A 15,869-nucleotide genomic window follows, 5' to 3' on the forward strand; every position below is an offset into this window, starting at 1 on the left:
CCAAGCCGCGCTGAGCCGGCGCTAAGCCTCCTTTCCGGCGGTGGCGCGGCGCACGGCTCCGACGGCGGCGCGGCGCACCGCGCGGGCCGCGGCGACTGTGCTCAGCCCGGCGGCGGCCGTGGCCGCGGTGGTGACTGCCGTGGTGGCGGCACGTGACGGGGCGGGGGTTCGGTGGGCATGAACCTGTTGTGCCTGGGGTTCTTGTGGCTGGGCTTGTGGTGCGTGCAGCGCCGTGGCCAGCGCCTCGGCGAGATGCAGCGGCGCACGGCCCGTGTCGCACTGTTCGATCTGGGTGCGGCAGCTGAAGCCGTCGGCGAGGACGAGGGTGTCGTCGTCGGCGTCGCGCACCGCGGGGAGCAGGCCGAGTTCGGCGCAGTCCCGGGACACCTTGTCTTGGCCGCGCTCGAAGCCGAAGTTGCCGGCCAGGCCACAGCAGCCGGCGTCCAGGACGTCGGCGTCGATGCCGGCGCGCCGCATGAGGGCACGGTCGGGGTCGAAGCCCATGATCGCGTACTGGTGACAGTGGCGCTGGACGACGGCGTGGGCCGAGAGGGCGGGCGGCTGCCAGTCGGGGGCGCGTGTGGTGAGGAGTTCGGCGAGGGTGTGCGTGCGGTCGTGGAGCCGGGCGATGTCGGGGTCGTCGGGCAGGAGTTCGGGGGCGTCGGAGCGGAAGACGGCGGTGCAGCTGGGTTCGAGGCCGACGACCGGGATGCCGCGCCGTACGTCTTCGCTCAGGACGCGGGCGGTGCGGCGCAGCACGCGGCGGGCGACGCCGAGTTGTCCGGTGGAGATCCAGGTCAGGCCGCAGCACACCGGCCGGTCGGGGAGCCGTACATGGAATCCCGCCGCCTCCAGCACCTCCACCGCGGCCTTGCCGATCTCCGGGTGGAAGTTGTTGGTGAAGGTGTCCGGCCACAGCACCACCTCACCGCGGTGGCCGCCGCCGCGCGTCCCGCCACGCTCGCGCCACCAGTCGGTGAGCCGCCGCGGGGCGAACAGCGGCAGTTCGCGCCCGGCCGCGACTCCGCCGAGCCGTTTGACGGCCGACGCGACCAGCGGCGCGTGCGTGACGGCGTTGACGAGGCCGGGTAGCCGGGACGCGGGGAGGGCGAGCATCGGCAGCCAGCCCATGGAGTAGTGGGGGAGCGGCCGCGGGCGTCCCGCGTAGTGGTGGTGCAGGAACTCGGCCTTGTAGGTGGCCATGTCGACATTGACGGGGCAGTCGGTCTTGCAGCCCTTGCAGGCCAGGCAGAGGTCGAGGGCGTCGCGTACCTCGGTGGAGCGCCAGCCGTCGTCCACGGGGGAGTCGTTGCGGACCATCTCGAACAGCAGCCGGGCGCGGCCCCGTGTGGAGTGCTCCTCCTCCCGGGTCGCGCGGTAGCTGGGGCACATCACACCGCCCTCCAGTGAGCGGCACTTGCCGACACCCACGCACCGCTCGGCGGCCTTGGCGAAGCGGCCTTCGTCGTCCGGGTAGGAAAAGGCGGTCGGCGGTTCCCACGGGCGGTAGTCGGCGCCGAGCCGAAGGTTCTCGTCCAGCCGGTAGGGGTGGACGACCTTGCCCGGGTTCATGCGGTTGTCCGGGTCGAAGAGCGCCTTGAGCTTCCCGAACGCCTCCACCAACTCCGGGCCGACCATCTTCTCCAGCAGTTCCCCCCGCGACTGCCCGTCCCCGTGCTCGCCGGACAGCGATCCGCCATGGCGTACGACGAGATCGGCGGCCCGCTCCACGAAGCCGCGCATGGTGGCCACACCGTCGGCGGAGGCGAGGTCGAAGGGGATGCGCGTGTGCACACAGCCGTGCCCGAAGTGCCCGTAGACCGAGGGCTCGTCGTAGCCGAACTCCTCGAAGAGCCGCTTGAGTTCGCGCAGGTAGTCACCGAGCTGGTCGGGCCGTACCGCCGAGTCCTCCCAGCCCTCCCAGGTGTCCGGCATACCGGGGACGTGGGCGGTGGCGCCGAGCCCCGCCTCGCGCACCGTCCACAGTTGCCGCTCGTGCTCGGGATCGTCGTACCAGGTGGAGTCCACCTCGTCCGGGATGGCCTCGATCAGGTCGCGTGCCTTGGCGTCGGCCTCCTCACGGGTGTCGGCGGCGAACTGCACCATCAGCCAGGCGTTTCCGTCCGGGAGCATCTTCAGCCCCTCGGGGTTCATGTGCTTGCTGCCCTCGAAGTTGACGAGCTGTTCGTCGATGCCCTCCAAGGCGTGCGGACCGTGCCGGACGACGGCCGGTACATGGTCGGCGGCGGCTCCGACGTCGGGGAAGCCGAGGACGACCAGCGAGATGCATGGGGGTACCGGGACGAGGTCCAGTTCCGCCCGCACCACGGTGACCAGGGTCGATTCGGAGCCGGTGAGCAACTGCGCGAGGTCGAAGCCCCGCTCGGGCAGCAGCGCGTCGAGGTTGTAGCCGGACACCCGGCGCGGGATGTCCGGGTAGCGGGCGCGGATCTCGTCGCCGTACCGGTCGCGCAGAGCCACCAGCCCTCGGTGGATCTCCCCCTCGCGGCCCGGAGCCGCGCACCGGGCGGCGAGTTCTGCCGCGTCGGTCTTCCCCACCCACATCCGCAGCCCGTCGTAGGTGAGCACCTCCAAGCGGCGGACGTTGTCGGCGACCTTGCCGTACGCCTGGGCCGTCGACCCGCACGAGTTGTTGCCGATCATCCCGCCGATGGTGCAGTTGGCGTGGGTGGCCGGCTTCGGCCCGAACTGGAGGTTGTGCGGCGCCAGTTGCCGGTTCAGCTCGTCCAGGACGACACCGGTCTCGACGACGCAGCGACGGCGTTCGGGGTCGACGGAGACGACACGGTCGCAGTACTTGCTCCAGTCGATCACGACCCCGGAGTTGCAGCACTGCCCGGCCAGGCTGGTCCCCCCGCCGCGCGACAGCACCGGAGCGCCGTGCTCCCGGCACACGGAGATCGCGGTCACCGCGTCGTCCACGGTGCGCGGCAGCACCACGCCGAGCGGGACCTGCCGGTAGTTGGAGGCGTCCGTGGCGTACGTGGCCCGCGTACCGGCGTCGAACCGCACCTCCCCTGCCACCCGCGCCCGCAGGTCCTGGGCGAGCGCCGCCAGGTCCGGCTCGGGCCGGGCGCCGGCGGTGCCCGCGAGCCTGGGCACGGGAAGGTCGACGCGGGTCATGGAAGGCTCACCTCTGCGGGGTTTCCGGGGTCTCGGGCTTGGTGTACTGCTCCGCCCCAGTTCCACGACGAGCGGTCGGGAAACCTCGCCGTGACGCCACGGACCATGTGACCGCCCAGTCGACCCAGGCGACGACGGACACAGACGTATGCCTGGCCCGTGCCGTGGGTACCCGGGCCGCATGGCTGGTATCGAGCTGAGAAGCAGCGCGTTCAACGACCACGCTCCGGTGCCGCGCTGGTACGCGTTCGAGGGAGAGAACGAGTCACCACCGCTGACCTGGTCCGGCGTCCCGGACGGTGCCGCCGAACTGCTGCTGCTGTGCGAAGACCCCGACGCCCCCTCGGGTACGTTCGTCCACTGGGTGGTGGTCGGTATCGACCCCCGCAGTGAGGGCGCGGAGACGGGCCAGGTTCCGCCGGGCGGCACCGAGCTGGTCAACGGTTTCGGCGACCGCGGCTGGGGTGGTCCTCATCCCCCGCCGGGGGACGAGGACCACCGCTATTTCTTCCGTCTCTACGCCCTCACGGAGCCGTGCGTCCTCCCGGACACACCCACCGCCGACCAGATCCACGAGGCCGTGGAGAAACGCGAGCTCGCCAGCGGCACGCTGGTGGGCGTGTACCACCGCTGACTCCTGACCGCTGTCGTCAGGGCAGTTCGGTCACGCGGTCGGTGCCGGGCGGGGCGACCGGAGCGTTGGCGGTGAGGAAGTCGGTCAGGGCCGCGATGTCGTCTCCGCCGCCGACGGTGTCCGTGCCCTGGGCGAAGGTGGTGAAGCCGTCGCCGCCCGCCGCGAGGAAGGTGTTCGCGGTCACCCGGTAGGTGGTGTCCGGCTTCAGCGGCTCACCGTTCAGCCTGATCGACGCCGGGTCGATGCGGTCGCCGACCGGGGCGCCACGCGAGAAGGAGTACGTCAGGCCCTTGGAGACGCCCAGCATGAGGGTGGGCGCCCGGGTCCCGGAGTCGTTGAACTGCTCCTCCAGGATCTTCTCGATCCGCGCCCCCGTCAGGTCCACGGAGACCAGGGACCCGGCGAAGGGCTGTACGGCGAAGGCCTCGGCGTAGGTGATCTCGCCGGGTGCCTCCCCGCCCGAGGACGACGCGTACACCAGGTCCGCCCGTACCCCGCCGGGGTTCATCAGGGCGATCTGGGCTCCGCCGCGCTCCGGTGCCGAGGTCGCGGCGAGCTGGGCGTCGGCGACCAGGTTCGCCAGGTCGGACTCGGCGTCCCGGGTCTCGGACCGGGTGATGTCGGCGGTGACGCTTCCGACGATCCGGTTGGCCAGTGGTGCCGACAGGGCCTTCCACTTGTCGATGACCGCGGTCTGCTGGGCGTCCTTGGCTCCGGTGCGGGTGACCAGGTGGTTCATCGCGGCGACCTGCTCCCGTACGACATCCCCGCTACGGCGGTCCACCGTCAGCCGGGTCTCGGTGACCACCCGGCCGAACGACGAGGCCGAGGTGACCAGGCGCGGCTTGCCGGCCGGATCGGGAAGCGAGCAGATGTACGGCTGGTGGGTGTGCCCGGTCACCACGGTGTCGATCGACGGGTCCAGGTTCTTCGCGATGTCGACGATCGGCCCGGAGATGCCGTCGCACTGACCGTACGATCCGGCCTGCACACCGCCCTCGTGAAGCAGCACGACGATCGCCTCGACGCCTTGGCCGCGCAGCTTGCGTGCGGAGGCGTTGGCGGTCTGGACCTCGTCCAGGAAGCGCACGGACTTGATGCCTGACTGGCCGGTGACCTCGGGGGTGCCCTCCAGAGTCATGCCGATGAAGCCGACCTTCACCCCGTCGACCTTCTTGGTCCAAGTGGGTGCCAGGAGGGGCTTGCCGGAGTCGCGGTCGATGACGTTCGCGGCCAGCCAGGGGAATTTCGCCCCGTCGTACGGCTCGCCCTCGATGAAGCAGCCGTCCTCGGGGTGACAGCCGCCGTTCTGCATGCGCAGCAGCTCCTCGGTGCCCTCGTCGAACTCGTGGTTGCCGACGCTGGTGACGTCCAGGTCCAGCTTCTCCATGGACTCGACGGTCGGTTCGTCGTGGAAGAGCCCGGAAAGGAAGGGGCTGGCGCCGATGACATCGCCGGCGGCGACGGTCAGTGAGGCCTCCGTGCCCTGCCGGAGCTGCCCCAGCCGGGCCGCGAGGTGTTCCGCGCCGCCGACCGGCGTGGACTTCGGGTCGAGCTTGGAGCCGAGGTTGGCGTCGCGTCCGGTGGGAGGCTCCAGGTTGCCGTGGAAGTCGTTGAAGGACAGCAGCTGGACGTCGACGCTGGACGACGGCTTCTGCGCCGTGGGGAAGGCTCGGGTGTACGAGATCCAGAGGCGGACGTCGGCGGCGTCCGTACGGCCGTCGCCGTCGAGGTCCCCGGCCGCGCCGGCGGTGGGGACGGCCGCCAGGTCCTTGGCGCCCACGACACCGTCACCGTCGACGTCCGGGGTGCGGTTCGCCAGCACTCCCGAACGGACCGACAGCAGATGGAACTTGGTGACACTGCCGTTGAAGCCGAAGTTGTCGTCGGCGACCAGCACGAGCGAACGGGAGCCGTCGGGCAGCTTCGGCCCCCAGGTGATGCCCTCGACGTTGTCGGCATCGGTGCCGGAGGCCGTGAAGTCGTACAGCAGCTTCTTCGGCATCGGCTTCTCGGAGCCGGACAGGGCTTCCTTGCCGCTGACGTCCGTGGCGCCGAGGGTGCTGGTCCAGTACAGCCGGATGGCGAAGCCGACGCCGGAGGCGAAGGACCGCTCGACGGTGAGGTAGTCGGTCTCGTTGATCGCGAGGATCTCGGAGACGCCCCGGTCCGCCGCGTACGTACCGACCGGGGCCGGCAGCGGCGCGGTCGGTGCGTCGGAGATCGGGTCGACCTCGTAGACGTGCTCGGCCTCCGGCTTCCCTGTCTGACGGTCCGTCACCAATAGCCTGGACGGGCTCTTTGCCGTGAGCCCGGCCGCGGGGCCGTCCTGGACGAGGGCGTTCTCCGTGACGGTGACGACCTTGTCGCCGTCCGGGGAGAGCGTGAGCCCTTCGAGAGCCTGGTTGTTGCGGACGCCCGCGGTGAGCGTGCCCGAGGCGGACCTGACCGGTGCGTACGCGTCGGGCAGCGCCAGTTCGCGTACGTGGCCCCCCGAGGTGGTCGCCTCACGGACGAAGGCGGGCTGTCCGGAGGCGGAGGCGCCCTCGCTGGTCCACAGCAGGCTCTCGTCGCCCGGCGTCCAGCGGATCGCCTCGGGGTCGACCGCCTTGGCGGCGAAGGGCTCGCCGCTGGTGTCGTCCAGCACGGTCAGGTCGTCGAGTGCGGGCTTGTCATCGGCGAAGGCGGCCCCGTCCAGCGGTAGTCGGAGCGTGTAGAAGCGGGCCTTGCCGTTCTCCGAACGGTCGTCGCTGAGAGCGACGTACTCCCCGGACTTCCGGTCGTAGTCGATCCCGGACAGCCCGCCGAACGGCATACCGAACTCCGTCGTGCCGGCGGGCACGTTGAGAGTGTCGAGGAGCCGCACGTCCTGTGGTCTCGCCGAGGCGTCCGCTCCGGTCTCCGCCGCGAACCCGTTCGCGAGGAACAGGCTGCCGAGGAGTCCGGTGGCGGTGAGGGCGCCGAGCAGCGCACGTCTGCGGCGAGTTCGTTGTCTGTGTCGCATGGGGGTCCTTCCAGGGAGGAGTCAGGGGGGAGCGGATGTGTCGAGGGCGCGGGAGGGCACGCCCCGGCGAGCAGGACTTCGACGGGGGGTGTGGATGGGCATGGGTGGGCGGGGCCCCCTCCCTCGGGATCGAGGGAGAGGCGTCGCAGGGCTGCGGCAGACGTCAGGGAGTGGCGGCGATCTCCCCGGAACCGACCCGCCGCTTGCGCCGCCACGCGTACAGCGCGAGCGCCACCAGCGTCATCGCGTACGGGATCGTCGACACCAACTGCGGAGGCACGTCCAGCGTGCCGAGCTGTACGGCCAGTGCCTCCGCCGCCCCGAACCCGAGCGCGGCGAGGAAGACGCCCCACGGGCGCAGACCGCCGAGGAAGACGGCCGCGAGGGCGATGAAGCCGCGCCCTGCCGTCATGTCCCGTACGAAGAAGGACACGTACCCCATGCTGAGGAAGACCCCGGCGAGGCCCGCGAGCGCCCCGCTGAGAGCGAGACCGGTGTACTGGACACGGCGGACCGGAATTCCGACCGACGCGGCGGCGTCCGGCATCTCGCCGACCGCCCGCAGGTGGAAGCCGAAGCGGGTGCGGAAGAACAGCCAGGCGACGAACGGCGCCGCCAGGAAGGCCAGCCAGGTGACCATGTTCTGACCGCTCACCACATCGCCCACCACCGGGATGCTCTCGATGCCCGGCAGGGTGACCGTCGGCAGGGTGCCGCTCGTCAGGCCGGAGGTACCGCCCTTGTCGTCGAGGAGGGTGTAGACGGCGTAGGCGGTGCCGCCGGAGGCGAGCAGGTTGAGACCGATGCCCGCGATGATCGCGTCAGCGCCCAGCTCCAGCCGCAGCGCGGCGAGCAGCACGCCCAGCAGCGTCGCCACCGCGACACCGCTCACCGCGCCCAGGGCGACGGAATCGCTGTACCCGGCGACCAGCGCCCCGGTGCAGGCAGCGCTCAGCATCTGGCCTTCGAGGGCGATGTTGCTGATGCCGGCGCGTTCGGCGACCAGTCCGCCGAACGCGGCGAGCAGATACGGCGTGGCGACCCGCAGCACGGCCGCCAGGAAGGCGCTGCTGAGGACGACGTCGAGTACGGAACTCATCGGACGCCCACCTGCCTGCGCGCGATCCGGCGCTTGAGCAGGTCCGGCAGCGCCTGGGCGGTGACCAGCAGCACGATGACCGCCTGGATGACCACCACGATCTCGGTGCCCACGTCCGTCTGCTGTTCCATGATGTCGCCCCCGGCGCGCAGGTAGGAGTAGAAGAGTCCGGCGACCACCACGACCAGCGGGTTGTTCCTGGCCAGCAGGGCCACCACGATCCCTTCGAAGGCGAGGCTTCCGGCGAGGCCGGGTTCGAGCCGCCCGTACACGCCCTGGACGAGATGGGCTCCGGCCAGGCCGGCGACGGCGCCGCCGATGACGAAGCTCCACTCGATGACCCGGGGCACTCGAATACCGCCGTACGCCGCGAAGTCGGGGTTGGCGCCGGTCATCCGGATGCGATAGCCGAGCGAGGTACGGGTGATGAGCAGCCACAGCGCGACGGCGGTGAGCAGCATCAGCCCGAGACCGACGTTGGCCCGGCCCATCGGGGTGCCGAACCAGTCGCTCAGCGGGGTGAGCGCGGAGTCCTCCTGAATCCGTTTCGAGTGCACGGCGCTGCTGCCGGGCTCCTTCAGCGGACCGTTGACCAGGTAGTCGTAGACGCGGATGACGATGGCGTTGAGCATCAGCGTGGCCACGATCTCGTTCGCGCCGAGACGTGCCTTCATCGCGCCGGGCACCAGGCCCATTCCGGCACCCGCGGCGGCGGCCGCGACCATCGGAACGATCACGGCGGCGACCGCCGGGAGCGGCAGGAAGATCGCGACGGTGGCGGCCGCCAGCGCCCCCGCGTAGACCTGGCTGTCGGCGCCGAGGCTGATCTGCCGGGCGCGGAAGGGGATCGCGACCGACAGTCCGAGCAGAGTGAGCGTGGTGGCGTCCTCCAGCCAGCGGCCGACGCGGAAGGAGCGTTCCAACGGGCCCGTGAGCATCACCTCGTACGCCCGCACCGGGTCGTTGCCGGTGACCAGCATGACCAGGAAGCCGATGGCGAGGGCGGCCAGGATCGTGGCCAGGGCCATGCTGAGGTCGACGGCGAGGTCGCGGCGCCGGGTCGCCCGGTACTGGCGTCGGTCCTCGGTCTCGATCAGGGTCATGGGGGTGGTGGTCATGGGGCTTCCCCCTGGTCTTCCCGGTCCTGTACGTCGTTCAGTCCGGCTGTGAGGCGGTCGTGGTCGTGCTGCTCGACGCCGAGCATGTAGAGGCCGACCCGCTTCTCGGTGAGGCCGGCGGTGTCGTCGAACCGGGCGACCAGCCGGCCGTCCTTGAGGACGAGCAACCGGTCGGAGAGGGCCAGGAGTTCGGTGAGGTCGGCGGAGATCAGCAGGACGGCGGCGCCCGCGTCACGCGCGGCGACCAGCCGCTCGTACATGAACCGCATCGCGCCGATGTCCACCCCGCGGGTGACCTGAGAGGCGATCAACAACCGAGGCCCCGCCGAGAGTTCGCGGGCGACGATCACCTTCTGCATGTTGCCGCCGGACAGCGCCCGTACCGGGACCGACGGGTCGGGCGTGAGGATGGCGTACTCGTCGATCAGCCGGTCGGCATGGGCGCGTACGGCACCGGGACGCAGTACCCCACGGCGGGCGAGGGGCGGCCGGTCGTGGCGGTCGACGACGAGGTTGTCGGCGATCGACGCGTCGAGGGCGGCGCCGTTGTGCAGCCGGTCCTCCGGTACGTAGCCGACGCCGGCCCGGCGGTGACCCGCCACATCGAGACCGGCCGTTTCGGTGCCGCCGACGTGGACGGTGCCCGAGGTCACTCGGCGCAACCCGGCCAGGATCTCGGCGAGTTCGCTCTGGCCGTTGCCCTCGATGCCGGCCACGCCGACGATCTCCCCGGCGGCCACGTCGAAGTCCAGGCCGTGCAGGGACTGGCCGACCGGGGCCTCGTACCCGAGACTCCGTACCCGCAGGGTGACTTCCGCGGGGCGTGCGGGAGATCGGTCCACGTCCAGGGAAAGGTCGCGGCCGACCATCATGGAGGCGAGCGACCGCTCGGTGGCGTCCGCGGTGGCGACCGTGCCCACGAGGGAGCCGGCGCGCATCACGCTGACCTGGTCGCTGATCTCCCGTACCTCGCGCAGCTTGTGCGAGATGAACAGCACCGTCATCCCGCCGTCGCGCAGCCGGCGCACGGCGGCGAACAGGTCCTCGGTCTCCTGCGGGGTGAGCACGGCGGTGGGCTCGTCGAGGATCAGCACGCGTGCCTGCCGGTGGAGCGCCTTGAGGATCTCGGTGCGCTGCCGCATCCCGACGGACACCTCGTCGATACGGGCCTTGGGGTCGACGGCGAGTCCGGACTCCTCCGCGAGGCGGGCGGTCGTCTCCAGGGCGGCCTTCGCGTCGACCAGACCGCGACGGCCCGGTTCGACGCCGAGGACGACGTTCTGCGCGACGGTGAACGACGGCACCAGCATGAGGTTCTGGTGCACCATGCCCACACCCAGAGCGATCGCCGAGGCCGGGCCGCGCAGTACGCGGGGCCGCCCGCCGATCAGGACCTCACCGGCGGTGGGCTGCTCCAGGCCGTAGAACAACTTCATCAGCGTGGACTTGCCCGCGCCGTTCTCGCCGACGACCGCCCGGATCTCACCGGGCGGGACCTCCAGGTCCACGCCGCGCACCGCCCGTACCCCGTTGGCGTAGGTCTTGGTGACCGCGCGGGCGGCGACGGCCGGTCCGTCCTTGCCCCAGTCGGGCGGGGTTGGTTCGTTCATCATCGAGGCCGTTCGGCTAGAAGGCGCTGGGGACCGTGACGGAGCCGGACCTGACCTTGTCGGCGGCTTCCTGGACCTCGGTACGGATCGTCTCGGGCACCAGCTCCATGAAGTGGTCGTCGTTCACATAGCCGACGGCGTCGTCGGCGAGACCGACGGTGTCGACGGCGCCGTACTTCAGGGAGTCCTTCTGGTCCGCCCGCGCGGCCTTGTACAGGGCGGTGCCGACGTTCTTGAGGATGGATGTGACGACGGTGTCCTTCTGCGCCTGGTCCGTGAGCGTCTGGTACTGGTCGGAGTCGACACCGAAGGTGTACCGCTTGGCGGCGACGGCCGACTCGAAGGTGCCGAGCCCGGACAGTCCGGCGACCGGCCACACCAGCGCGGCGCCCTGGCCGTACATCGCCGTGCTGATCTCCTTGCCCTTGGCCGGATCGCCGAACGGCTTGTCGCCGCCCACGTACTGCACGAGGACGTCGGAGTTCTTTCCGCCGGCGGCCTTGAAACCCGCCTTGAAACCGACGACGAAGTCCTCGATGATCGGGATCTTCACCCCGCCGATTACGCCGACCTTCTTCTGCGATCCGGTGCCCTTGAGGGCTTTCGCGGCCACCAGCTTCTCGGCCAGGAATCCGGCGAGATAACCGCCCTCGTTCTGCTTGAAGGTGACCGAGTAGACGTTCTCGCACTTGTTGGAACAGGTGCCGTTCTTGCCGCTGTAGTCGACCGGTGCGTCGAAGAGCCAGAACTTCTTGTCCGGGAATTGCGGGGCGAGTTCGCCGATGTACTCGGTGACCTCGAAGGTGCCGGCGGCGAGGATGTCGTAGTCGTCGGCCGAGGCGGCGTCCTCGAAGCCGGGCTCCCACTTGGTGCGGTCGGAGCCCAGCTCGACCACCTTCAGGTCGTAGTCGAGGTCCTTCTCGACCTTCTTCAGGCCCTCGTAGGCGGAGTCGAAGAACGACTTGTCGCCCAGCCCGCCATTGATCACCAATTTGATGCGCAGCTTGTCGGAGGAGGCGTCGCCGGACTTCTCCCCGCCCGATCCTCCGCACGCGGTCAGTGCGAGCATCCCTGTCACCGCGAGGGCGGCGCTTCTTCCGTATCGCATCATCGATCTCCTGATCACTGTGTTCGCCCGGGTCAGTGGATGGGTTGACAGTAGAAAGTGCAAAACGTTTTGGCTACCTTCGCCGGTTTCTATTTGATTTCTACCGTGGGAATTTCAGACATCGGTGAGCAGTGCCGTGGCGGCGATGCGCAGCGCCCGTTCGAAACAGGTCTCGCGGTCCTCGGCGGTGAGGGCCTCACCCGCCCGGAGGTGGTCGGAGACGGTCAGCACGGTGAGTGCCTCGCCGCCCTCCGCGCAGGCCACGGCGTACAGTCCCGCCGCCTCCATCTCGACCGCCAGCGTGCCTCGGCGCTCCAGCGCCTCGTAGAGGGCAGGACGGTCCAGGTAGAAGTGGTCGCTGGTGAACACCGGCCCGATGTGCACCGCTCCGCCGCTCGACGGCTTCTCTCGCTCGGCGGCATCCGCCGCCGCCCGCAGCAGCCGGTACGAGGGGGCGAGGGAGAGAGTCACGCCGTCGACCAGGATGCGGCTGAGGCTGGAGTCGGTGTGCGCGGCGGAGGCGATCACCACATCCCGAACCGCGACCGACTCCGGGAGTGCGCCGGCCGTCCCGACCCGGACGATCCTGCGCACGCCGTAGTGGCGGAACAGCTCGGTCGCGTAGATCGACACCGAGGGGACGCCCATGCCGGAGGCGAGGACCGACATCGGCACGCCCCGGTGGCTGCCGGTGTAGCCGAGGATCCCGCGAACGTCGGTGACCTGCCGTGCGTCCTCCAGGAACGTCTCGGCGATCCGCCGGGCCCGGCGCGGATCCCCCGGCATCAGCACGAGCGGCGCGAAGTCGCCCGGGGCGGCCGCGATGTGAGGTGTGCCGGTGACGGACGTGCCCGCCCGGTCGGGCATCACAGCTCCGATCCCGCGAGCCAGCGCACCAGCCGGTCCCACAACTCGGCGTACCCCTCCCAGGCCAGGAACGGCGGCGGCGCCCAGTGCGGTGCGACGTCGGAGGTGAACGCCGCGGATCTGCCCGTGCCGTGGCCGCCGACGACGAGCAGGGGATGCCCGGCACACTTGGCCAGCAGTGACGCCTCCGGCCGCGCGGCGACCTCGTTGAGACCGAGCAGCACGGGCCACCTCCGCTCCAGTCCCCGTACGACAGGGTGTTCGCCCACCACCTCGGGCACGGCTCCGGCGGGCAGCTCCACCCGGTCGTCGCGGTCCGCCATCACCACCGGCAGGGCGGCGGCGAGCGGAGACCGCCCCCACCGTGCGCGGGCGTCGATGCCGCTGAACGTCAGATAGCCGCCGATCATCAGCACCCCGCCGCCCCGCTCCACGAAGGCGCGTACCAGCTCCGAGCGGTCGGGCGAGGGAACGGACCGGTTGAAGGTCTCGGGCGGGAGCTGAAAGCTGTTGGCGCCGACATCGCTGATGACCACGACGTCGTACGCGTCGAAGCCGTCCGGGGAGGCCGGAAGCCGGCTGGGTATCTCGTGCGAGGGCACGTAGGTCACCTCATGGCCGCGCGAGCGGAGCGCGTCGAGGAAGACGCCTCCGCCCTCGGTGTACTCGGAGCTGTGGAAGGCGTCGAAGCCCTTCTGGTGGACCGTGTACGTGAACCAGGACTCGCCCACAACGAGCACTCTGGGCATGGCGAACCGCCTTTCAGGCAGGGGGAATTGCCGCGCGGCACGGCAACTTCGCGCAACGCGGGGCAGTTGGGGGCAGGGAAAGGTCAGCGGGCGGCGGGCGCGGTGCTGCCGCGTACCTTCAGCTCGACGGGAAGGGTGTGCCGGGACGCGGGCGGGACCTCGCCCCGGGTGACGTACTGGAGGAGTTGCGCGGTCGCGGTCCGGCCCACGTCGTAGGCCGGCTGGTGGACGGTGGTGAGGGGCGGATGAGCCAGCAAGGCCGCCCGGATGTCGTCGAAGCCCACCACCGAGACGTCGTCCGGGACCGACAGATCTGCCTCCCTCAGTGCCAGGAGGGCACCGAAGGCCATCAGGTCGTTGGCGGCGAACACGGCCGTGCAGTCCTCGGGGAGACCGCCGTCCTGGAGGAGTTCGGCGACGAGGCGGTATCCGGAGTCCTCCTTGAAGTCACCGACGCGCTCGACGACCTCGCCCCGGAAGGCCCGTACGAAGCCGTTCGCCCGGGAGAGGCTGCTCTTCAGACCACGCGGACCGGTCAGCATCAGGGTCCGGCGGTGGCCGAGCGACCGCAGGTGCTCGCCGACCAGCCGTCCGCCCGCCTCGTGGTCGGCGGTGGCGATGAGGGCGCCTTCGAGGCCCTCGACCTCCTCGTCGGCGAGCGCGATGGGGAACTTGCCCATGAGCGCCTCCAGCCTCCGCCGGGACGGCGGGGACCCCGAGGCGTACACCATGCCGTCGATGAACCGGCTGCGGATCATGCCGAGATAGCGGTCCTCGCGCTCGGGGTCGAACTCGGTGTTGCACAGGATCAGCCCGTATCCGAGGTCGTGGGCGGCGTCCTCGGCGCCCTTGGCCAGCTCCGCGAAGAAGGTGTTGCTGATGTCGGGGATCAGCAGGCCGATCACCGAGGTGGACCCGGCCTGGAGGCTGCGGGCCAGGGAGGCCGGGACGTAGCCGAGGCGGTTGACGACGCTGCGCACCCGGGCGGCTGTGTGCTCGTTGACCGGCCGGTTGCCGCTCAGTACGTGGGAGACGGTGGTGGCGCTGACCCCGGCCGCCGCGGCCACGTCCTTTATGGATGCTGGTCTGCGTACCGTGGAATGCCCAGGCGTCCCGTAGGGCTCACGGGTCATAGTGCTGCACCGCTCTTCCGTGGGAGGTGTCGAGGATCCGGGCCACGCGGGCGTCGGCCTCGTCCAGCAGCGCGGGCACGTCCACGGTCAGCAGGCGGCCGTCGCGCATCAGGACGCGGCCGTCGACGACGACCGTCCGTACGTCACTGGCGCGGGCGCTGTAGACCAGTGCGGCGCGCGGATCGTGCAGCGGACGGCAGTGCAGTCCCGACAGATCGGTGAGGACGATGTCGGCGCGCATGCCGGGCTCCAGCGCGCCGATCTCCTTCTGCAGGCCGAGGGCTCTGGCTCCTCCTCGCACAGCCAGCCGCAGGGTGTCGGAGACGGTCATCCAGGTGGCGTCCCGTACTGCCTGCTTCTGGGTGAGGGCGACCAGCCGCAGCGCCTCCCACACGTCGAGCGTGTTGTGGCCGGCGGCACCGTCCGTGCCGACGGCGACCGCGACTCCGGCGTCGAGCAGGTCGCGGACCGGGGTGAGCGGGGACAGGGCGTGCTTGAGATACACCTTGGGGCAGCAGGCCACGGCCGTCGTGTCCGCGTACTCGGCCAGCAGCGGCAGGTCCTGCTCGACGATTCCGCAGCCGTGCGCGATCAGGGCGCCGGCGTCCAGGATCCCCGTCTCGTGCAGCACTCGGACCGGTGTGATGCCACGCCGCGCCACACTGGATTGCGTCTGCTCCAGGTGCTCGGCGGCATGAATGTGCACGCGCAGGTCGAGCCGCCGCGCGTGCGCGGCCAGGGTCCGCAGATCGCCGTCGTCGACCGTGTAGGGGGCGTGCGGCCCGAGCGAGACGGTCACCCGGCCCCCGGCTCCGCCGTGCCACGCCTCCGCGAACCCCACGGTGGCTTCCAGGGCTTCCGCACCCCGGCTGCTGAAATACGTGGGCGCGATGTCGGCCCGCAGGCCGGTCTCGGCGACCGCCTCGGCGATCTGCTCGGGGAAGAAGTAGTGGTCGGCGAAGGTGGTCACCCCGGAACGGATCATCTCCGCGCAGGCCAGCCGGGCCCCGAGCCGCACGTCGGCGGCGGTGAGGTTGGACTCCATCGGCCAGACGCGGTCGTTGAACCACTCCTCGACCGTCACGTCCTCGGCAGCACCGCGCATCAGCACCATGGGGCTGTGCGTGTGCGCGTTGACCAGGCCCGGAACGGCCAGTAGCCCACGCCCGTCGATCACGTCCGCCGCGTGGCCCGGGTCGGCGGCGTCGGTCGGCCGGATCTCCTCGATGAGGCCGTCCGCCACCACGATGTCCCGCGCCCGCAGCACCTCGCACTCGCCCTCCGGCGGGACCCGCAGCACGTCAGGGCCCCTCACCAGGAGGCGGCCGGTCGACGGAGGCGTTCTGTCGCTCATGCGGCACAAGCTAGATATCCAAAACGTTTTGCACAATCCCCGGTTTTCT

General features: G+C 70.6%; 11 protein-coding genes. 1 reads left to right on the forward strand and 10 read right to left on the reverse strand.

The genetic code is table 11. The features are described from left to right. Window positions 1-21 precede the first annotated feature (21 nt). A complete protein-coding gene (locus ACTWQR_RS01785) occupies window positions 22-3,144 on the reverse strand; it encodes an FAD-binding and (Fe-S)-binding domain-containing protein (RefSeq protein ID WP_443225056.1) in 3,123 nt (1,040 codons plus the stop codon). A 181-nt stretch (window positions 3,145-3,325) separates the two neighbouring features. Here ACTWQR_RS01785 and ACTWQR_RS01790 point away from each other — a divergent pair, with 181 nt between their 5' ends. Beyond that, complete coding sequence (locus tag ACTWQR_RS01790) at window positions 3,326-3,778, forward strand: YbhB/YbcL family Raf kinase inhibitor-like protein (RefSeq protein WP_443225057.1); 453 nt, start codon at window positions 3,326-3,328, stop codon at window positions 3,776-3,778. A 16-nt stretch (window positions 3,779-3,794) separates the two neighbouring features. On the opposite strand, the gene ACTWQR_RS01795 is transcribed toward ACTWQR_RS01790, so the two are convergent. The 9 genes from ACTWQR_RS01795 to ACTWQR_RS01835 form a co-directional block, all read right to left on the reverse strand. Further along, window positions 3,795-6,782, reverse strand: coding sequence for an esterase-like activity of phytase family protein (locus ACTWQR_RS01795; RefSeq protein ID WP_443225058.1), 2,988 nt, complete (start codon window positions 6,780-6,782; stop codon window positions 3,795-3,797). 163 nt (window positions 6,783-6,945) lie between these two features. Beyond that, window positions 6,946-7,881: an ABC transporter permease gene (locus tag ACTWQR_RS01800; RefSeq protein WP_443225059.1), complete on the reverse strand. Its 936-nt coding sequence runs from the start codon at window positions 7,879-7,881 to the stop codon at window positions 6,946-6,948. Then, entirely contained in the window at window positions 7,878-8,999 is a 1,122-nt protein-coding gene (locus tag ACTWQR_RS01805; protein WP_443225060.1) for an ABC transporter permease, read from the reverse strand. Before ACTWQR_RS01805 ends, ACTWQR_RS01800 begins: the two co-directional genes overlap by 4 nt. Then, window positions 8,996-10,609, reverse strand: coding sequence for an ABC transporter ATP-binding protein (locus tag ACTWQR_RS01810; RefSeq protein ID WP_443225061.1), 1,614 nt, complete (start codon window positions 10,607-10,609; stop codon window positions 8,996-8,998). Before ACTWQR_RS01810 ends, ACTWQR_RS01805 begins: the two co-directional genes overlap by 4 nt. Before the next feature lie 16 nt (window positions 10,610-10,625). After that, on the reverse strand, window positions 10,626-11,717 hold the full coding sequence (locus ACTWQR_RS01815; RefSeq protein WP_443225062.1) for a BMP family lipoprotein: 1,092 nt from the start codon (window positions 11,715-11,717) through the stop codon (window positions 10,626-10,628). Window positions 11,718-11,831: 114 nt separating this feature from the next. Beyond that, a complete protein-coding gene (gene deoD / locus ACTWQR_RS01820) occupies window positions 11,832-12,584 on the reverse strand; it encodes a purine-nucleoside phosphorylase (protein ID WP_443225063.1) in 753 nt (250 codons plus the stop codon). After that, the gene (locus ACTWQR_RS01825) at window positions 12,584-13,333 is read right to left on the reverse strand and encodes a glutamine amidotransferase (protein WP_443225064.1); all 750 of its coding nucleotides are present in this window, start codon (window positions 13,331-13,333) and stop codon (window positions 12,584-12,586) included. The genes deoD and ACTWQR_RS01825 overlap by 1 nt, the downstream gene beginning before the upstream one ends. Window positions 13,334-13,416: 83 nt before the next feature. Further along, entirely contained in the window at window positions 13,417-14,466 is a 1,050-nt protein-coding gene (locus tag ACTWQR_RS01830) for a LacI family DNA-binding transcriptional regulator (protein ID WP_443225065.1), read from the reverse strand. Continuing rightward, a complete protein-coding gene (locus tag ACTWQR_RS01835; RefSeq protein WP_443225066.1) occupies window positions 14,456-15,820 on the reverse strand; it encodes an amidohydrolase in 1,365 nt (454 codons plus the stop codon). The genes ACTWQR_RS01830 and ACTWQR_RS01835 overlap by 11 nt, the downstream gene beginning before the upstream one ends. Window positions 15,821-15,869 lie beyond the last annotated feature (49 nt).

Source organism: Streptomyces sp. 2A115, from assembly GCF_052245575.1.
Lineage (GTDB): Bacteria > Actinomycetota > Actinomycetes > Streptomycetales > Streptomycetaceae > Streptomyces.